This window comes from Kushneria phosphatilytica (assembly GCF_008247605.1).
Taxonomy (GTDB): Bacteria; Pseudomonadota; Gammaproteobacteria; order Pseudomonadales; family Halomonadaceae; genus Kushneria; species Kushneria phosphatilytica.
The window spans coordinates 2,629,849-2,645,243 of sequence record NZ_CP043420.1 but is presented as its reverse complement, the minus strand read 5'-3'; the positions used below and the strand labels follow the sequence as shown (position 1 = coordinate 2,645,243).

General features: G+C 60.6%; 15 protein-coding genes. 12 read left to right on the top strand and 3 right to left on the bottom strand.

From position 1 onward, the window contains the following. Window positions 1-57: 57 nt before the first annotated feature. The 12 genes from ftsB to lpxL all read left to right on the top strand — a co-directional run bounded on the left by ftsB (window position 58) and on the right by lpxL (window position 11,206). Entirely contained in the window at window positions 58-363 is a 306-nt protein-coding gene (gene ftsB, locus FY550_RS12185) for a cell division protein FtsB (RefSeq protein WP_070978757.1), read from the top strand. Beyond that, complete coding sequence (gene ispD / locus FY550_RS12180; protein ID WP_070978760.1) at window positions 360-1,067, top strand: 2-C-methyl-D-erythritol 4-phosphate cytidylyltransferase; 708 nt, start codon at window positions 360-362, stop codon at window positions 1,065-1,067. Before ftsB ends, ispD begins: the two co-directional genes overlap by 4 nt. Beyond that, the gene (gene ispF, locus FY550_RS12175) at window positions 1,064-1,573 is read left to right on the top strand and encodes a 2-C-methyl-D-erythritol 2,4-cyclodiphosphate synthase (RefSeq protein ID WP_233350203.1); all 510 of its coding nucleotides are present in this window, start codon (window positions 1,064-1,066) and stop codon (window positions 1,571-1,573) included. Before ispD ends, ispF begins: the two co-directional genes overlap by 4 nt. Further along, on the top strand, window positions 1,570-2,619 hold the full coding sequence (gene truD / locus FY550_RS12170; protein ID WP_070978763.1) for a tRNA pseudouridine(13) synthase TruD: 1,050 nt from the start codon (window positions 1,570-1,572) through the stop codon (window positions 2,617-2,619). Before ispF ends, truD begins: the two co-directional genes overlap by 4 nt. Window positions 2,620-2,677: 58 nt before the next feature. Further along, on the top strand, window positions 2,678-3,433 hold the full coding sequence (surE, locus tag FY550_RS12165) for a 5'/3'-nucleotidase SurE (RefSeq protein ID WP_070978765.1): 756 nt from the start codon (window positions 2,678-2,680) through the stop codon (window positions 3,431-3,433). A 19-nt stretch (window positions 3,434-3,452) separates the two neighbouring features. Next, window positions 3,453-4,085 (top strand): protein-L-isoaspartate(D-aspartate) O-methyltransferase, encoded by a 633-nt coding sequence (locus FY550_RS12160; protein ID WP_070978768.1) that lies wholly within the window; start codon window positions 3,453-3,455, stop codon window positions 4,083-4,085. After that, window positions 4,082-5,047, top strand: a complete 966-nt coding sequence (locus FY550_RS12155) for a DUF368 domain-containing protein (protein WP_070978772.1) — start codon at window positions 4,082-4,084, stop codon at window positions 5,045-5,047. The genes FY550_RS12160 and FY550_RS12155 overlap by 4 nt, the downstream gene beginning before the upstream one ends. Then, window positions 5,040-6,173 carry a peptidoglycan DD-metalloendopeptidase family protein gene (locus tag FY550_RS12150; protein ID WP_233350202.1) on the top strand — a complete coding sequence of 378 codons (1,134 nt, stop codon included), beginning with the start codon at window positions 5,040-5,042 and terminating at the stop codon, window positions 6,171-6,173. The genes FY550_RS12155 and FY550_RS12150 overlap by 8 nt, the downstream gene beginning before the upstream one ends. Window positions 6,174-6,283: 110 nt before the next feature. After that, window positions 6,284-7,264 carry an RNA polymerase sigma factor RpoS gene (rpoS, locus tag FY550_RS12145; RefSeq protein WP_070978774.1) on the top strand — a complete coding sequence of 327 codons (981 nt, stop codon included), beginning with the start codon at window positions 6,284-6,286 and terminating at the stop codon, window positions 7,262-7,264. 302 nt (window positions 7,265-7,566) lie between these two features. Further along, window positions 7,567-9,105: a TolC family outer membrane protein gene (locus tag FY550_RS12140; protein ID WP_070978776.1), complete on the top strand. Its 1,539-nt coding sequence runs from the start codon at window positions 7,567-7,569 to the stop codon at window positions 9,103-9,105. Between the two features lie 12 nt (window positions 9,106-9,117). Further along, a complete protein-coding gene (gene alr, locus FY550_RS12135; protein ID WP_070978778.1) occupies window positions 9,118-10,218 on the top strand; it encodes an alanine racemase in 1,101 nt (366 codons plus the stop codon). Between the two features lie 67 nt (window positions 10,219-10,285). Further along, window positions 10,286-11,206: an LpxL/LpxP family Kdo(2)-lipid IV(A) lauroyl/palmitoleoyl acyltransferase gene (gene lpxL / locus FY550_RS12130; protein WP_070978879.1), complete on the top strand. Its 921-nt coding sequence runs from the start codon at window positions 10,286-10,288 to the stop codon at window positions 11,204-11,206. A 177-nt stretch (window positions 11,207-11,383) separates the two neighbouring features. On the opposite strand, the gene FY550_RS12125 is transcribed toward lpxL, so the two are convergent. The 3 genes from FY550_RS12125 to FY550_RS16895 form a co-directional block, all read right to left on the bottom strand. Next, window positions 11,384-12,766, bottom strand: coding sequence for a DUF2254 domain-containing protein (locus tag FY550_RS12125; RefSeq protein WP_070978781.1), 1,383 nt, complete (start codon window positions 12,764-12,766; stop codon window positions 11,384-11,386). A gap of 97 nt (window positions 12,767-12,863) precedes the next feature. Beyond that, window positions 12,864-14,525: an energy-dependent translational throttle protein EttA gene (gene ettA / locus FY550_RS12120; RefSeq protein ID WP_070978784.1), complete on the bottom strand. Its 1,662-nt coding sequence runs from the start codon at window positions 14,523-14,525 to the stop codon at window positions 12,864-12,866. Window positions 14,526-14,673: 148 nt separating this feature from the next. Further along, window positions 14,674-14,850, bottom strand: coding sequence for a PA3496 family putative envelope integrity protein (locus tag FY550_RS16895; protein WP_168169324.1), 177 nt, complete (start codon window positions 14,848-14,850; stop codon window positions 14,674-14,676). Between the last annotated feature and the right edge of the window lie 545 nt (window positions 14,851-15,395).

Here is a 15,395-nt window from a genome sequence, read left to right as displayed (position 1 = left end):
GATGGATCGATTCAATGAGCGCCCGTGCACCGGGCGCCCGCATACGGCTGACCCTTGATGTTCAAATGGATTTCGCTGGTGCTGGTGGCACTGCTGGCGCTGCTTCAATACCACCTCTGGATGGGCGATGGCGGTCTGCTGGAACTGCAGCGAGTAGAGGCACGGGCTGATCTGCTGGCGGCCGATAATCAGGAGCTCGACGAACGCAACGATCGGCTGGCGGCTGAAGTGGTCGATCTCAAGAACGGGCTGGATGCCATCGAGGAGCGGGCCCGCAACGATCTCGGCATGGTCCGCCAGGACGAGCAGTTCATCTGGGTGCCCGGTGCCACGGTGCAGGCCACTCCGGAGATACCGCAATGAGAGCAGATGCCGCTCCCTGGCTGATTGTGCCAGCGGCCGGTCGTGGCACCCGGATGGGGTCCGATCGTCCCAAGCAGTACCTGCCTCTGGGCGAGCGAAGCGTCATGACCCAGACGCTCTCAAGACTGCACAGCGTCTGGCCCGAGGCGACCCTTATGCTGTGTCTCGATCCCGATGATGAGTGGTTTGAAGACACGATGGTGCCTTTTAGCCACTGGCAACGGGTTGATGGCGGCGAGGCCCGCTGGCAGTCAGTGCTGGCAGCGTTGCATGCCATGGCCGGTCAGGCCGATGAGGAAGATTGGGTGCTGGTGCACGACGTGGCTCGCCCCTGTGTCACGGCCAGTGATCTGAAGCATCTGCTGGCGGCCCTGCGACGCGATCGGGTAGGGGGCCTGCTGGCCTCGCCGGTGACCGATACGCTTAAACGTCAGGATGATGGACAACGGGTGGCAACGACGCCTTCCCGGGATGGCTTGTGGCGAGCCATGACGCCACAGGGCTTCCGATTCGGTGTGCTTCGCCGGGCACTTGAACACGCTCGTGATGGCGGGGTCGCCGTTACCGACGAAGCGTCCGCGATCGAAGCGCTGGGATTGGCACCGTTACTGGTGACCGGACGCAGCGATAATATCAAGATCACTCATCCCGAGGATCTGCGCTTTGCCGCCATGATCCTCGAGTCACAGCGAGAACCTACATGAACGAGCAGGCCATGATGCCATCGTTGCGCATCGGACACGGCTTCGATGTCCATCGTTTCGGTCCGGGCGATCATCTTGTCATCGGAGGCGTCAGCATCCCGTTCGAACAGGGGTTCGTCGCGCACAGTGACGGCGATGTTCTGCTGCATGCCATCAGTGATGCCCTGCTGGGGGCCTGCGCGCTGGGAGATATCGGTCACCACTTTCCCGATAACAGTGATGAGTGGGCCGGGGCCAACAGCCGCGTTCTGCTGCGTCATGTGATGACGCTGGTGCATGAAGCCGGCTACGTCGTCGGCAATGTCGATGCCACCCTGATCGCCCAGGCGCCGAAGATGGCGCGCCATATCGAGGCCATGCGCTATTGCATTGCCGAAGACCTGGGTATCGGTGTTGATCGGGTCAGCGTCAAGGCAACGACCAGTGAGCGACTGGGCTTTACCGGACGCGGCGAAGGTATTGCTGCCGAGGCGGTGGCGCTGCTGGCCGGACAGCCATCGCGATGACTGCGTCTGCCTTGCCGGACTGGTCGCGTCTGCATGGTGCGCCGCTTGGCCACGCCCGGTTTCGTGTAACGCCCGAGGATTTTCAGGTCGAGGAGATCATGCCTTTCACCCCGGAGGGTGAGGGGGAGCATCTCTGGCTATGGCTGGAAAAGCGCGCCATGAGTACGCCGGTGCTGGTACGCCATGTGGCGCGACGGCTGGAAGTGGCGCCGCGGGATATCGGTATCAGCGGCCTCAAGGATCACGGGGCAGTAACCCGTCAGTGGCTGTCGGTCTGGCTGCCGGGGCGAGAGACGCCGGAGCGGTTGGCAGCGCTGCTGGCACTGGAAGATGGCGCTACCCGGGTAGCGCTGCTCGATCATGCTCGTCACCCCCGCAAGCTCAAGCGCGGTGTGCACCTTGCCAATCGCTTTCGGATTGAGCTGCGAGAACCCGAGGCGAGTGAATCGGCTCTGGATGACCGCTGGCAACAACTGGTGACGCAGGGGGTGCCCAACTATTTCGGTCCCCAGCGCTTTGGGGTCGGGGGTGATAACATCTCGAGAGCCTTGCGACTGTTCGAGCGTGGCTGGCGACGGCGCGATGATCGTGAGGGTCTGCTGCTATCCACCGCACGCAGTTATCTGTTCAACGCCGTGCTGGCTGAACGCATCGATCAGGACTGTTGGTTGACGCCACTGGCAGGGGAGGTATTCAACCTGGCCGGCAGTGCCAGTCACTTTACTGCCGAGTCACCCGATGCCGAGTTGTCCGAGCGGCTGGCCAGTGGTGATATTCACCCCACCGGCCCGCTCTGGGGGCGCGGAGAGACCGCTGCGTGTGGGGTTGCTGCAGAGCTGGAACAGCGGGTGATCGAGCGTCACCCGCTGTTGCGTGCCGGAATCGAACAGGCAGGCGCGAAACCGGCACGCCGATCGCTGCGATTGATGCCGGAAGCGGCCACAATGGTAAATGGTCATGAAGGGGTGAGCGTATCGTTCACGCTGGCCCGGGGTGGGTTTGCCACGGCCGTGCTGCGTGAACTGATCACCCATGAGCAACTCTGAGCTGATATCGGTGTGCCGCGAGCACCGATGCAGACTCTGAACCGGAGGAGACAAGGCGATGCGCAAACTGCTGCTGTCCAATGATGATGGCGTTCATGCGCCGGGTCTGCGCGCCCTCTACGAGGCGCTTGAGCCGCAGGCGAAAGTACGAGTGATCGCCCCCGACCGGGATCGCAGTGGTGCCAGCAATTCGCTGACGCTGACCCGACCGCTGATGCTGACGCCTCTGGAAAGCGGTTTCTATAGCGTCGACGGGACGCCGGCGGACTGCGTCTATCTGGGGGTCAGCCGAATTTTCGATGAAGGTGTCGATCTGGTGGTGTCGGGCATCAATCACGGGGGCAACCTCGGGGATGACGTGCTCTATTCCGGCACGGTCGCCGCCGCCATGGAGGGGCGTTCGCTGGGCCTTTCGGCCATAGCCGTCTCGCTGTGTGGCCATCAGTACTTCGAAACGGCGGGTCGGGTAGCGGCTTCACTGGTCGGTGCCGTGGAGCGCCTGGCGCTGCCGCCGCGCAGTCTGCTCAACGTCAATGTGCCCGATGTGCCATGGCAGGAACTGCGTGGTTTCCGGGTGACCCGGCAGGGGCATCGTGGTCCGGGACGAGAGCCATTGCCGATCGAGGACCCTCGTGGACGCACGCGTTACTGGATCGCTCCGGCCGGGCTCAGTGCCGACGATGGTAACGACACCGATTTTGCTGCCATCGAGGCAGGGTACGTCTCGATTACGCCGCTGCATACCGATCTCACCCGGCATACGGCTCTGGACGATGTGCAGTCCTGGCTGGATGCCCTGACCGATCGGGGCTGATGGCGGGAGCGGAAGGGACATGAATGACTCTGCAGCACACCGGCTGATCGATGAATTGCGTGCGTCAGGCATTACCGATGAGCGTGTACTGACGGTGATGGCCAGTACGCCACGCGATCGTTTCGTGGGCAACGCTGACCGGGCGATAGCCTGGCTGAATACCGCCATGCCGATCGGTCATGATCAGACCATCTCACAACCGGTCATCGTGGCGCGCATGACCGAATGTGTCCTTTCCATTGCGCCACGCCGAGTGCTGGAGATCGGCACCGGTTCGGGGTATCAGGCGGCGATTCTTGCCGGCCTGGTCGAATCGGTCCATTCGGTCGAGCGTATTCGAGCGCTCCATGAGCGCGCCGCCGGCGTGCTGACCGAGCTCGGCTACGACAATGTACAACTGCGCCATGGGGATGGCGCTGATGGCTGGCCGGAAGCTGCTCCCTTTGATGCCGTCATTCTGACGGCTGCCACTCGTGAACCCGGCGAGGTGCTGACCGGTCAGATACGTGAGGGCGGCATTGTGATCGCCCCGTTGGAGGACGCGAATGGGGCGCAGTGGCTGACCCGACTGGTTCGTCGGGGTGGTGAGTGGCAGCGTCAGCGTCTGGCACCCGTGCGCTTTGTCCCCCTCAGACAAGGAGTTTCCGATTGAAAAGGTCGCTGTCACTGTTCTTCAAGGGCATGGGTATGGGAGCCGCTGATGCGGTGCCGGGTGTTTCCGGGGGGACCATTGCCTTCGTTACCGGAATCTATGAGGAACTGATTCACACCATTCGCCGCTTTGGTCCGGAAGCCTTTGGCGTCTGGCGACGTGGAGGGATGAGAGCACTGATCGCTCATCTCAACCTGGTGTTTCTGATACCGCTGGTCCTGGGGATCGGCACCAGCGTATTGAGCGTGGCACATCTGGTGACCTGGCTGATGGCCAGCTATCCGCTGTTGCTCAATGCTTTCTTTTTCGGCCTGGTGCTGGCGTCTGCCGGCGTGGTGTTCCGCCGCCTCGGTCACTGGCAACCCGCTCATCTGTTGCCACTGTTGCTGGGCGGCGTGCTGGCGTGGGCCCTGCCCATGCTGTTGCCGACCAGCCAGAGCGCCACCATGCTCTTCTTCGGCGGCGCGATTGCCATCAGTGCGATGCTGCTACCAGGGGTATCGGGAAGCTTTCTGCTGCTCACCATGGGGTTGTATGGCACCGTGATGGGCGCCATCAAGGGATTTGAAATCGGTACTCTCGGGCTGTTTGCCGCCGGCTGTCTGGTTGGATTGTTCACTTTTTCGCGTGTGTTATCCTGGCTGTTTCGCCACCACCATGATCTGACCCTCAACCTGCTGATCGGCTTCATCCTCGGCTCGCTACCGACCCTTTGGCCCTGGCAGCAACTGACCCGCTATCGAATGGGAGACAATGGCGATATCGTGCCATTGCATCACCAGCTGCTGTGGCCGAATGATTTCAGTGCCATAACCGGTGAGCCCGCTCATCTGCTGGGGGCCATGGTGCTGATGATTATCGGAGTTGCGGTCATCATGCTGGTGGGTGAGCGCTCATCATCGCAGCCATCGCAGGCCGGTGAAAAAGGAATGCTGTCGAAGGAGTCCGGGGACAATGAGTGAAGTGGGCAATGCGTTCGAGCGAGTCGCAGACGTTATGAAACGCCACCGCGCACTGGCAGGCGCTGCAGTACTGATGCTGGCGGTGACCGGCTGTCAGTCGATGAATGGCGCGCCTGATGTCCAGGAGGCGTCCTTCAATCAGTCCTCCATTGCCAATGGGCTCTATCGGGTACAGCGTGGAGACACGATCTATTCGATTGCCTGGCGCACCGGCGTTGATTATCACCAGCTGGCTCGGCTGAATGATATTCAGCCGCCCTACAATCTGACGCCCGGCCAGACCCTGCGACTCAACAGCGGTGCCAGTGTGCCTCAGGACAGCTCACCCGGCAGTAGTGGCAGCTCGGGGACACGTGCCATCGCCCTGGGCAGCGGGGATGGCAGCGACAGTACCGTATCGAATGGCGATGACAGCTGGCTGGCGCCCGATGACGAGGCCATTCGCAACAATCAGGCTGGCACCTCCGGTAGCACCGCAGGATCGGGCAGCGCTGGGGTTAACGCTGGTGTGGCCGGCGCGGTAGCCGGGGGAAGTGGCAATCAACAGCAGCGTCCCAGCAGTGCGCCGCAGCAGCCCGCCAACCGGCAGTCGACCGGGAATGCGCCGACTTCCGGCAGCCAGACGAATGATCAGAGTTCCGCGAAAGATTCGAAGAGTCAGCAGAATGCTGCTTCGGCTGACAATGGCGGTACTGCCGTAGCCGGCAAATCGAGCAGCGATTCCGGCAGCAAACAGACCTATACACCGGCCAAAAACATCGATTGGCAGTGGCCGACGGATGGCAAGGTAGTAGGCACTTTCAAGGACAAGACCGATCTCACTCCGGGCATTGATATTGCCGGTCAAAAGGGGCAACCTGTGGTAGCAGCCGGTCCCGGCATAGTGGTTTATGCGGGCAGCGGCGTGCATGGTTACGGCAACCTCATCATCCTCAAGCATAACGACCAGTTCCTGAGTGCCTACGCACATAACCAGACTCTCAAGGTCAAGGAAAACGACGTGGTCAGAGCCGGGGAAGTGATTGCCACCATGGGCTCCAGCGATGCCGATCGCACCGAGCTGCACTTCGAGATACGCCAGGATGGCCAGCCGAAGGATCCGATGACATTCCTGCCGAACCGCTGATTTCCCGGTGCCAGCCGTCGTGCCCACTGTCGCGACGGCTGCCTGGAGATAACGTGGTCGGTGTCGGATGCCTGCCGGTTTGACGCTTCAGACGATAAGGGGATATCGACATGAGCGTAGTGGAACAGGAATTGCAGGACGTCGATCTTGAAGAAAATAACGAGTCTGAACTCGAGCTCAACGACGACAAGGAGGCCGTCGAAAGCGAAGAGGCCTTTGAAAAGGCACTGAATCGCGAAGAGCGCCAATATCATCAAAGCCTTGATGCTACCCAGATCTATCTCAATGAAATCGGCTTTTCACCGCTGCTGACTCCCGAGGAAGAGGTGCACTACGGTCGCCTTGCCCGCCAGGGAGATCCGGCCGGTCGACAGCGCATGATCGAGTCCAACCTGCGCCTGGTGGTCAAGATTGCCCGACGCTACCTCAATCGTGGCCTGTCGCTGCTGGATTTGATCGAGGAGGGCAATCTCGGTCTGATCCGGGCGGTGGAGAAATTCGATCCCGAGCGTGGTTTCCGCTTTTCGACCTACGCAACGTGGTGGATTCGTCAGACGATCGAGCGGGCACTGATGAATCAGACCCGAACCATTCGTTTGCCGATTCACGTGGTCAAGGAGCTCAACGTCTATTTGCGCGCCTCGCGTGAACTGACGCAAAAGCTCGATCACGAAGCGACCGCCGAAGAAATCGCCGAACATCTCGACAAGCCGGTCGAGTCGGTGAAGAAGATGATGGGATTGAATGAACGCATCTCGTCGGTCGACTATCCGCTCGGCAGCGAGAGCGACAAGCCGCTGATCGATACCATCGCCGATGAGAACGAGACCGGCCCCGAGTCGAATCTGGTCGATTTTGATGTCCGGGCCCACGTTGATGGCTGGTTGGCCGAACTGACCGAGAAACAGATGGAAGTGGTGATTCGCCGCTTCGGTCTGCGCGGTCATGAGGCGGCAACTCTGGAAGAAGTGGGCGAAGAGATCGGGTTGACCCGTGAACGGGTTCGCCAGATTCAGGTCGAGGCGCTCAAGAAACTGCGTCGCATGCTCGAGAAGCAGGGCCTTTCTCTGGACGCCATCTTCGAAGCCTGATTGGACAGGGTTGGCGTGACCAGCCCGCTCTGCCGGAATCGACAGGCGGCACTGCCAACGCAGTGCCGCCTGTCGCATATCAGGCAGATGCATTCGACTGCATGCTTATTATTTACGCATTGTCGCGCTAGAATGAGCGCACTCAAACATGCTGGAATGTATGTAAGTCTCGGGCGGGGCGCACGGGTGCTCACCGGACCACCGCCTGGGGGCTATCGCGCAAGCCTTCTACTGCGCGATGATGCATCCACGATCACAGAACATGGGCGGCTGTGCTCGTCCCCTGTTACAGGAAAAGTCCGATGCCGAAGTTCAGAGTGCTGCCACTGGTAATCGCCGTTTCCGTGGCCAGTCAGGCGCAAGCGGCGGATCTCATGACCGTTGCTCGTGATGCCCTGATCAACAATGCGGATCTGGCGGCCTCACGGGCGGGCTACAGCAGTACCCGGGAAGGGGAGGCGATCGCCCGTGGTGACCTGCTGCCTCAGGTGACCGCTTCGGGCAGCATGACCCGGTATAACATCGATTCCCAACAGTCGAGCAGTGCCACCAGCGGACTCGGCAATGGCGGGACCGGATTGGGCGGCAACGACAACCACTACAGTTCGCGCAGCGTTCAGGTTGAAGCCACCCAGGCACTGTTCGATGCCACCAACTGGTATCAGCTCGAGGCGGCCAAACGCGAGACGGCTCAGGAGGCCCTGTCGCTGGCCGGTGATCGGCAGCAACTGCTCTACAATGTGGCCGAAGCCTATTTCAATGTACTGCGGGCCAAGGAGCAGCTCGATACCCTCCGTGCCGAAGAGAGAGCCGTGGCCAGTGAACTGCGCCAGGCGCGTCAGCAGTTCGACGTAGGCACGGTCGCGGCCACTGATGTCTACGAAGCCCAGGCCACCTATGATCAGACGCGCTCCGAGCGTATCGCCCAGGAAAGTACCCTGCAGGTCAATTTCGAGCGACTCGAGCAGTTAACGGGCCAGCAGTACGCCAGTATCGATGGTCTGGCCGATAATCTGCCGATCAAAAATCCCGAGCCCGCCTCGCGGGATGCCTGGGTTGATATGGCTTCCACCCAGAACCTGGATCTCAAGGCGGCTCGAGCAGGCATTGAGGTTGCACGTTCCAATCTGGATACCTCTCGGGCAGGTCATCTCCCCACCCTATCGGCCTTTGCCAACTATCAGTGGGGTGACAGTACCAACGATCAGCTGGACAACGACGATGATCGTCAGACCCAGGTGGGGATTCAGGCCAGCGTGCCGATCTACTCCGGCGGCTCGACCAGTGCCCAGGTGCGTCAGAGCACCTACTCGCTCGAGCAGTCGCAGTATCAGGCGGAATCCTCGCTACGCAGCGCCGTTCAGAATGTGCGCTCCTACTTTGCCTCGGTGGTCAACGATGTGTTGACGGTTCAGGCGCGTCAGCGCTCGATTCAGTCCAACCGGGCGTCGCTGGAGGCGACTCGCAGCGGTTATGAAGTGGGCACGCGTAACATCGTTGACGTGCTCGACGCCCAGCAGAATCTCTACTCGGCGATTTATGACTATGCCGATGCCCGCTATAACTACATTACCGATCTGCTGAGTCTGAGACAGTCGGCCGGTATCCTTGATGTGGGCACGATCCAGACGCTCAATGACTGGCTGCGTGATGACAAGGCGGTAAGACTCGACTTCCTGTCGCAATATCAGCAGGAAGGCGAGGGCGACAATACCCTGGAGGGCGCCGGTAACAGCCAGTCGCTATCGGACCTGCCCGGGGTGACTCAGGACAATGGCGATTCGAACCGAGCCTCCCGGGTTCGCCAGGCGTCACTGCCCGGTACTTCGCAAACGCCCTGATGCCGATTTGCCATGCGTCCTCTCCACGCTCTGATTGATACTCAGGCCCTCCGACACAATTATCGTCTGGCCTGCCAGGCGGCGCCCCATAGCCGGGCGCTCGCGGTACTCAAGGCCAATGCCTACGGGCATGGTGCGCTTGAATGCGCCCGCGCCCTGAGTGATCTGGCGCCTGCCTTTGGTGTTGCGTCCATCGAGGAAGCACAGGCCCTGCGCGAAGGCGGTATCGAACAGCCCATCGTTCTGCTGGAAGGGTTCTTCGAGGCCGATGAGCTCGAGTGGATTGCCGCGCAGGGCGTCACCTGCGTGATCCACAGCGAGTGGCAGCTCGAGGCGCTGGCCAGCGCGCAGGTTACCCAGCCGATCGCGGTCTGGCTGAAATGTGATAGCGGGATGCACCGCCTGGGATTTGTGCCCGACGAGGTGCCTGATGTCTGGAAGCGTCTGGGGGACATGACGGCTGTAGGCGAACGCGTGCTGATGACCCATTTCGCGACGGCAGATCAGCAGGAGAGCGCACTGTTTGGCCACCAGCTGGCGACAGTTGAGCGGTTGCGCCAGGCCCTTGGTCAGCCGCCGGTATGCTGGGCCAATTCGCCGGCGACGCTGTCTCATCCCGCCGCGCATGGCGATTGGGTACGCCCGGGTATCATGCTGTATGGTGCCGACCCCTTGCCCCGGGCCAATGACCTGAGTACCGAGCTGCAGCCGGTCATGACCCTTGAAAGCCGGCTGATTGCGGTACGGGAACTGGGGGCCGGTGAACCGATCGGCTACGGCAGCCGTTACGTCACCGAGCAGCCTGTTCGGGTAGGCGTCGTCGCGTGCGGCTATGGCGATGGCTATGATCGCCACGCCATCGATGGTACCCCGGTGCTGGTGGAAGGAGCGCGTACCTGTGTAGTGGGACGGGTCTCGATGGACATGCTGATTGTCGATATTACCGAGCTTCCCGAAGCGGATGTCGGCGCCAGGGTCACGCTCTGGGGGCGTGGCCCGAATGGCGCGATACTTCCCGTCAATGAGGTCGCAGCCTGCTGCGACACCATCAGCTACACGTTGCTGACCGGGGTGACTGCCCGGGTACCGCGCAGGATGCTGTCATCGACCTGACGTGACGCCGCCGCCCGGTGTGCCTACAATGGCGGCTGCTTCAAACGACCTGAGTCACTACGCCTTCATGGCCCGTAAACGCAAGCCCTATCCTGAAAGTTTTGCTCATCCGCGCTATTGGCCCATGTGGGGCATGATTGCCTTGATGCGTCTTGGTGCATGGTTGCCCTGGCGAATGCGTCTCGGACTGGGACGGCTGATTGGTGAGCTGGCATGGCGCCTTGCCCGACGCCGGCGCCACATTACCGAGACCAACCTGCGTCTGTGTTTCCCGGAACTGAGTGAGCGCGAGCTTGCCCGGCTGGTACGCCGCACCTTTCACTCCAATGGTGTTGGCATTTTCGAAACCGCGACCGGCTGGTGCCGCGATCCCGAACATATGCGCCATCGGGTGACCTTTCTCGGCGCCGAGCATATGGAAGCGGCAAAAGCCCGTGGCAAGGGCGTGCTGATCATTGGTATCCATTTCTCGACGCTGGATCTGGGTGGTGCGCTGCACTCGCTCTTCTTCGATGCCGATGTGGTCTACCGGCCGCACGATAATCCGCTGTTCGAGCGTTTCATGACGCGTGCCCGGCGACGTATCTTCGGGGCAGCGATCGACCGACATGATCTGCGTGGTGTGGTGCGCCGCATCCGTGGCGGTCATGCGGTGTGGTATTCACCGGACCAGGACTTCGGACGTGAGTCGAGCGTATTCGCGCCATTTTTCGGCATCGACGCCGCCTCGATCACCCTGACGGCCCGTATTGCCCGGATGACCGGTGCGCCGGTAATGCCGTTGGTGTTTCACCGCAATCCCGATGATTACACCTATACCCTGGAGTATCTGCCGGCGCTGGAGAATTTCCCGAGCGGCGATGATGTCGCTGATGCCGCCCAGGTCAATGCCTTCATTGAGCAGGCCATCCGACGTCATCCCGATCAGTATCTCTGGCTGCATCGACGCTTCAAGACCCGACCGAAAGGAGAGAACGGGTTTTATTGATAACCGATGGTACGCATGTTCGGAGTCGGCTTCAGCCGTGAAGTCCGTATTCATGCCAGAGATGACTCCCATCGCGACTGAAGTCGCTCCTGCCACACCATTGCGGCTGCCCTGGCCGGGGCAGTTTTCAGCCAGCGCTTCTGTAGGAGCGGCTTCAGCCGCGAAAAATGTTGGGCATCACTCGCGAATGGCTTCGGAAGGAGCGAGATGGTTCGGTAGATACAGTCTGGAACCACCGCTGCCCAGCCGGGCTTCAATGAAGCGCCGATCCACCGGGTAAAGGGTCATCTTGTTGAGGGCCGCCATTACCCTGTCAGCATGGCCCTGCAGCGCGGTAAGCCCTGCCTCGTCCGTATCGGTATTGGCCAGAGCCCTGAGCAGGGCCAGCAATGACAGGCAGACACTGATGTCCTGATGGCCATAGTCAAGAATCGGACCTACCGAACGATAAAGCAGATCCTCGAACGAGACTTCATCCCAGACCACGCGTGTGGTGCCCTCGTTATCCTGCCAGGCATTGGGGACCTCCAGTTGCTGGCGTCGACTCAGCAGATCGGTGAGCTGATTGATGCACAAAAGTGCCGTACCCGGCGCGTTGATACCGGGTGACAATGCCTTGATGGCGGTTTCCATCAGCTGAGTGAAGCCATAGGCGTAGCGCAGCTCGATGCTTTCCCCTTCCAGATAATTCAGTTCCTGAATCAGCTGGCCTTCGAAGGTGCTTACAGCGGCTTCCCGGGTCTGGTTTTCGTCGGCCTCCGGTAACGGGCCCGACCAGCGCATGACCACCTGCCCCTCGACAACAAAGCTGCCGAAAGTGAAATCGATATGCAGCGTGCCGTCATGCGTTTGTGCCACCTTGCCCAGGGATGATAGAGCGGCGCTCTGTACATAACCGCTGCTGCGGGCACAAATGCGGTGTGCCTGCTCACTGGGCTGAGGTGTGGGAAGTACCTGACGATAGTGCCCATCGGAATAGCGTTCGCTGGCCCGGTGCAGGGAACGCCGTGTGCGCGTGCCCAGGCTGCTGGTCACTGTGTTGACTTCGATGGAACGTGACGTGTGATGGATGAAGTAGACAAACAGCGCCATGCACAAAAGGGTCATGGCAATGCCCAGATATACGCCCATCGAGGCCCAGATGGTAACGCTGTCGGCATTGCCCAGCCCGGTCAGCAGCACCAGGCTGTAGACAATGGTACCCAGATAGTTGCCCAGCACCATCTGATGAAAGCGGGCCGTCATGAGCCCGAACATCAGTTTCAGCGAGTAATTGCTGGCCGCCTGGGAGAGCACCACCATCACCGTGGAAAAACTGAACACGGCCAGCGAGATGATGCTGGAAATCATCGAGGAGAGCAGCGAACGCGGCGTCTCCAGATCGTTGAAGAGGAGTTTGTCCGGTGCCGCCGAGAGCATGTCCCGTGTCGGATAATCGGGTAATTCGATCAGCGTGATGGCCAGCAGCAGATAGATCAGCGACAGCAGCGTCGGATAGTAGGCAATGCTGTGAAAAAAGCGCCGAGCCAGATCGATGGGGTAGCGCAACCACTGTGACATGATCAGGGGAGTTCCGGGTCGGTGGATCGGAAGCAGTAAAAAGCCTCCGCCGAGTGGGTCGGCGGAGGCCAGCAGGCTTGGATAATGCCTCGGTGCGTCAGGCGTCGATACGCTTGTACTTCATACGCTGAGGCGTGTCGCTGCCAACGCGCTTGTGGTAATCCGCTTCGTAATCAGTGTAGTTGCCTTCAAAGAACTCGACGTGAGAATCCCCCTCGAAAGCGAGAATGTGCGTCGCGACACGGTCGAGGAACCAGCGATCGTGACTGATCACCAGCGCACAGCCGGGGAAAGCCAGCAGGGCTTCTTCCAGCGCTCGCAGTGTCTCGATGTCGAGATCGTTGGAGGGTTCATCAAGCAGCAGCACGTTGGCTCCCTGCTTCAGGGTCTGGGCCAGCTGCAGACGCCCACGCTCACCGCCGGAGAGATCACTCAGACGCTTCTGCTGATCGGTGCCCTTGAAATTGAAGCGGCCGACGTAGGCACGTGAAGAGACCTCATAGCCATTGATATTGAGCATATCCTGACCATCGGAGACCGCCTGCCACACCGTCTGATCGTTATCGAGCTCGTCGCGCAGCTGCTCGACGTGAGCAATCTGAACGGTGTCACCGGTTTCGACATGGCCGCTGTCGGGCGTTTCCACACCGGTAATCAGGCGGAATGTGGTGGTCTTGCCGGCGCCGTTGCCGCCCACGATACCGACGATGGCACCGGGGGGCACCTGGAACGAGAGGTTCTCGAACAGGACCCGACCGTCCTGACTCTTGGTGACGTCGTGAAATTCGATCACCTTGTCACCCAGGCGCGGGCCCGGCGGAATATAGATCTCGTTGGTCTCGTTGCGCTTCTGGAACTCGGTGGATTGCATCTCCTCGAAGCGATCGAGACGGGCCTTGTTCTTGGCCTGGCGACCCTTGGGGTTCTGTTTGACCCACTCCAGTTCCTGCTTGATCGCCTTTTTGCGTGAGGCCTCCTGCTTGGCTTCCTGCTCGAGGCGCTTCTCCTTGGCTTCCAGCCAGTTGGAGTAGTTGCCCTCGAAGGGAATGCCCTGGCCACGGTCAAGCTCGAGAATCCAGCCGGCCGCATTATCGAGGAAGTAGCGATCGTGGGTGACGGCCACCACGGTACCCTGATACTCGGTCAGGAAACGCTCAAGCCAGGCCACCGATTCGGCATCAAGGTGGTTGGTGGGCTCGTCGAGCAGCAGCATATCCGGGTTGGACAGCAGCAGACGGCAGAGCGCTACGCGGCGGCGCTCACCACCGGAGAGATTGCCAACCCGTGCCTCCCACTGCGGCAGACGCAGTGCCTCGGCGGCAACTTCCAGCTTGCGCTCGAGGTTGTGGGCATCGCTGGCTTCGATGATGTTCTCGAGCCGTGCCTGTTCGGCGGCCAGGGCATCGAAGTCCGCATCGGGGTCAGCGTAGGCGGTGTACACCTCCTCCAGACGCTGCTGGGCATCCTTGATCTCGGAAACAGCTTCCTCGACGGTCTCGCGTACGGATTTCTCGTCGTCCAGTTCCGGTTCCTGGGGCAGATAGCCGACATTGAGGTTCGGCATCGGCCGGGCTTCGCCGTTGTACTCCTGGTCGACGCCCGCCATGATGCGCAGCAGTGACGACTTGCCCGAACCGTTCAGACCCAGCACGCCGATCTTGGCGCCAGGGAAGAAGGAGAGCGAGATGTCCTTGAGGATTTCGCGTTTGGGGGGGACGATCTTGCCCACCCGATTCATGGTATAGACGTATTGCGCCATGGAGATTCGGCTCTGTTGACTCGAAGGTGAATATGTCCCGATGATAAGCCCCTCACCGGAATGGGGCCACCCGTATCGGGCTGCCGGGGTCACAAATGAACAGCGGACGCCGAGAGGCGTCCGCTGCGGTGAGGGTGCGAAGGGCGGTTTACTCTTCCTCGTCGCTGCCCCAGTCGTCTTCCAGAACCTGCCGGAGCTCACGCTCTTCCAGCAGTGCCTCGATGCGTCGACGGGCACAGATTTCGCCCCGGCGCGGTCGAGGCGCCGTGTACTGCTCGTCGTTGACCGCTTCGAAGTCGTCTTCGGTATCCAGTTCGCTGCTCATCGGCCCGCTCCTCCAAATGACAACGCCATGCCGTGAAAAAGGCTATATAGCGTTAACCCGCGCAGCTGGCAATAACCTCTGACGCAATTGTGAGCAATCAAACGATTTTAGCCTGAATGCCGCAGGCTGGCGCGACTGTCGGGTCGTGACTTCACCGGTGCGCTGCACGAGATTTTTGCAGGAGCGACTTCAGTCGCGATATGGCCTTACCCTACCCGGGCGGTGAAGACACCCTTCGCGGCTGAAGCCGCTCCTACTGTCGCGTGAGTTGCCATGCAGCGCAGATACAGACCCATCAACGCAGGGCGTTCATGTTCGGCGTCGTATATACAGATAAAGCCCAATGGTCTTGCAGGAGCGACTTCAGTCGCGCTATGGCCCTACCCGGGCGGGAAGACACCCTTCGCGGCTGAAGCCGCTCCTACTGTCGCGTGAGTTGCCATGCAGCGCAGATACAGACCCATTAACGCAGGGCGTTCATGTTCGGCGTCGTATATACAGACAAAGCCCAATGGTCTTGTAGGAGCGACTTCAGTCGCGATACA

What these genes read in the sequence shown, in the direction of transcription:
- ispD (WP_070978760.1), top strand. Translation starts at nt 360, where the DNA reads ATGAGAGCAGATGCCGCTCCCTGGCTGATTGTGCCAGCGGCCGGTCGT.
- FY550_RS12140 (WP_070978776.1), top strand. Translation starts at nt 7,567, where the DNA reads ATGCCGAAGTTCAGAGTGCTGCCACTGGTAATCGCCGTTTCCGTGGCC.
- FY550_RS12160 (WP_070978768.1), top strand. Translation starts at nt 3,453, where the DNA reads ATGAATGACTCTGCAGCACACCGGCTGATCGATGAATTGCGTGCGTCA.
- FY550_RS12150 (WP_233350202.1), top strand. Translation starts at nt 5,040, where the DNA reads ATGAGTGAAGTGGGCAATGCGTTCGAGCGAGTCGCAGACGTTATGAAA.
- ftsB (WP_070978757.1), top strand. Translation starts at nt 58, where the DNA reads ATGTTCAAATGGATTTCGCTGGTGCTGGTGGCACTGCTGGCGCTGCTT.
- ettA (WP_070978784.1), bottom strand. Translation starts at nt 14,525, where the DNA reads ATGGCGCAATACGTCTATACCATGAATCGGGTGGGCAAGATCGTCCCC.
- surE (WP_070978765.1), top strand. Translation starts at nt 2,678, where the DNA reads ATGCGCAAACTGCTGCTGTCCAATGATGATGGCGTTCATGCGCCGGGT.
- rpoS (WP_070978774.1), top strand. Translation starts at nt 6,284, where the DNA reads ATGAGCGTAGTGGAACAGGAATTGCAGGACGTCGATCTTGAAGAAAAT.
- ispF (WP_233350203.1), top strand. Translation starts at nt 1,064, where the DNA reads ATGAACGAGCAGGCCATGATGCCATCGTTGCGCATCGGACACGGCTTC.
- alr (WP_070978778.1), top strand. Translation starts at nt 9,118, where the DNA reads ATGCGTCCTCTCCACGCTCTGATTGATACTCAGGCCCTCCGACACAAT.
- lpxL (WP_070978879.1), top strand. Translation starts at nt 10,286, where the DNA reads ATGGCCCGTAAACGCAAGCCCTATCCTGAAAGTTTTGCTCATCCGCGC.
- truD (WP_070978763.1), top strand. Translation starts at nt 1,570, where the DNA reads ATGACTGCGTCTGCCTTGCCGGACTGGTCGCGTCTGCATGGTGCGCCG.
- FY550_RS16895 (WP_168169324.1), bottom strand. Translation starts at nt 14,850, where the DNA reads ATGAGCAGCGAACTGGATACCGAAGACGACTTCGAAGCGGTCAACGAC.
- FY550_RS12125 (WP_070978781.1), bottom strand. Translation starts at nt 12,766, where the DNA reads ATGTCACAGTGGTTGCGCTACCCCATCGATCTGGCTCGGCGCTTTTTT.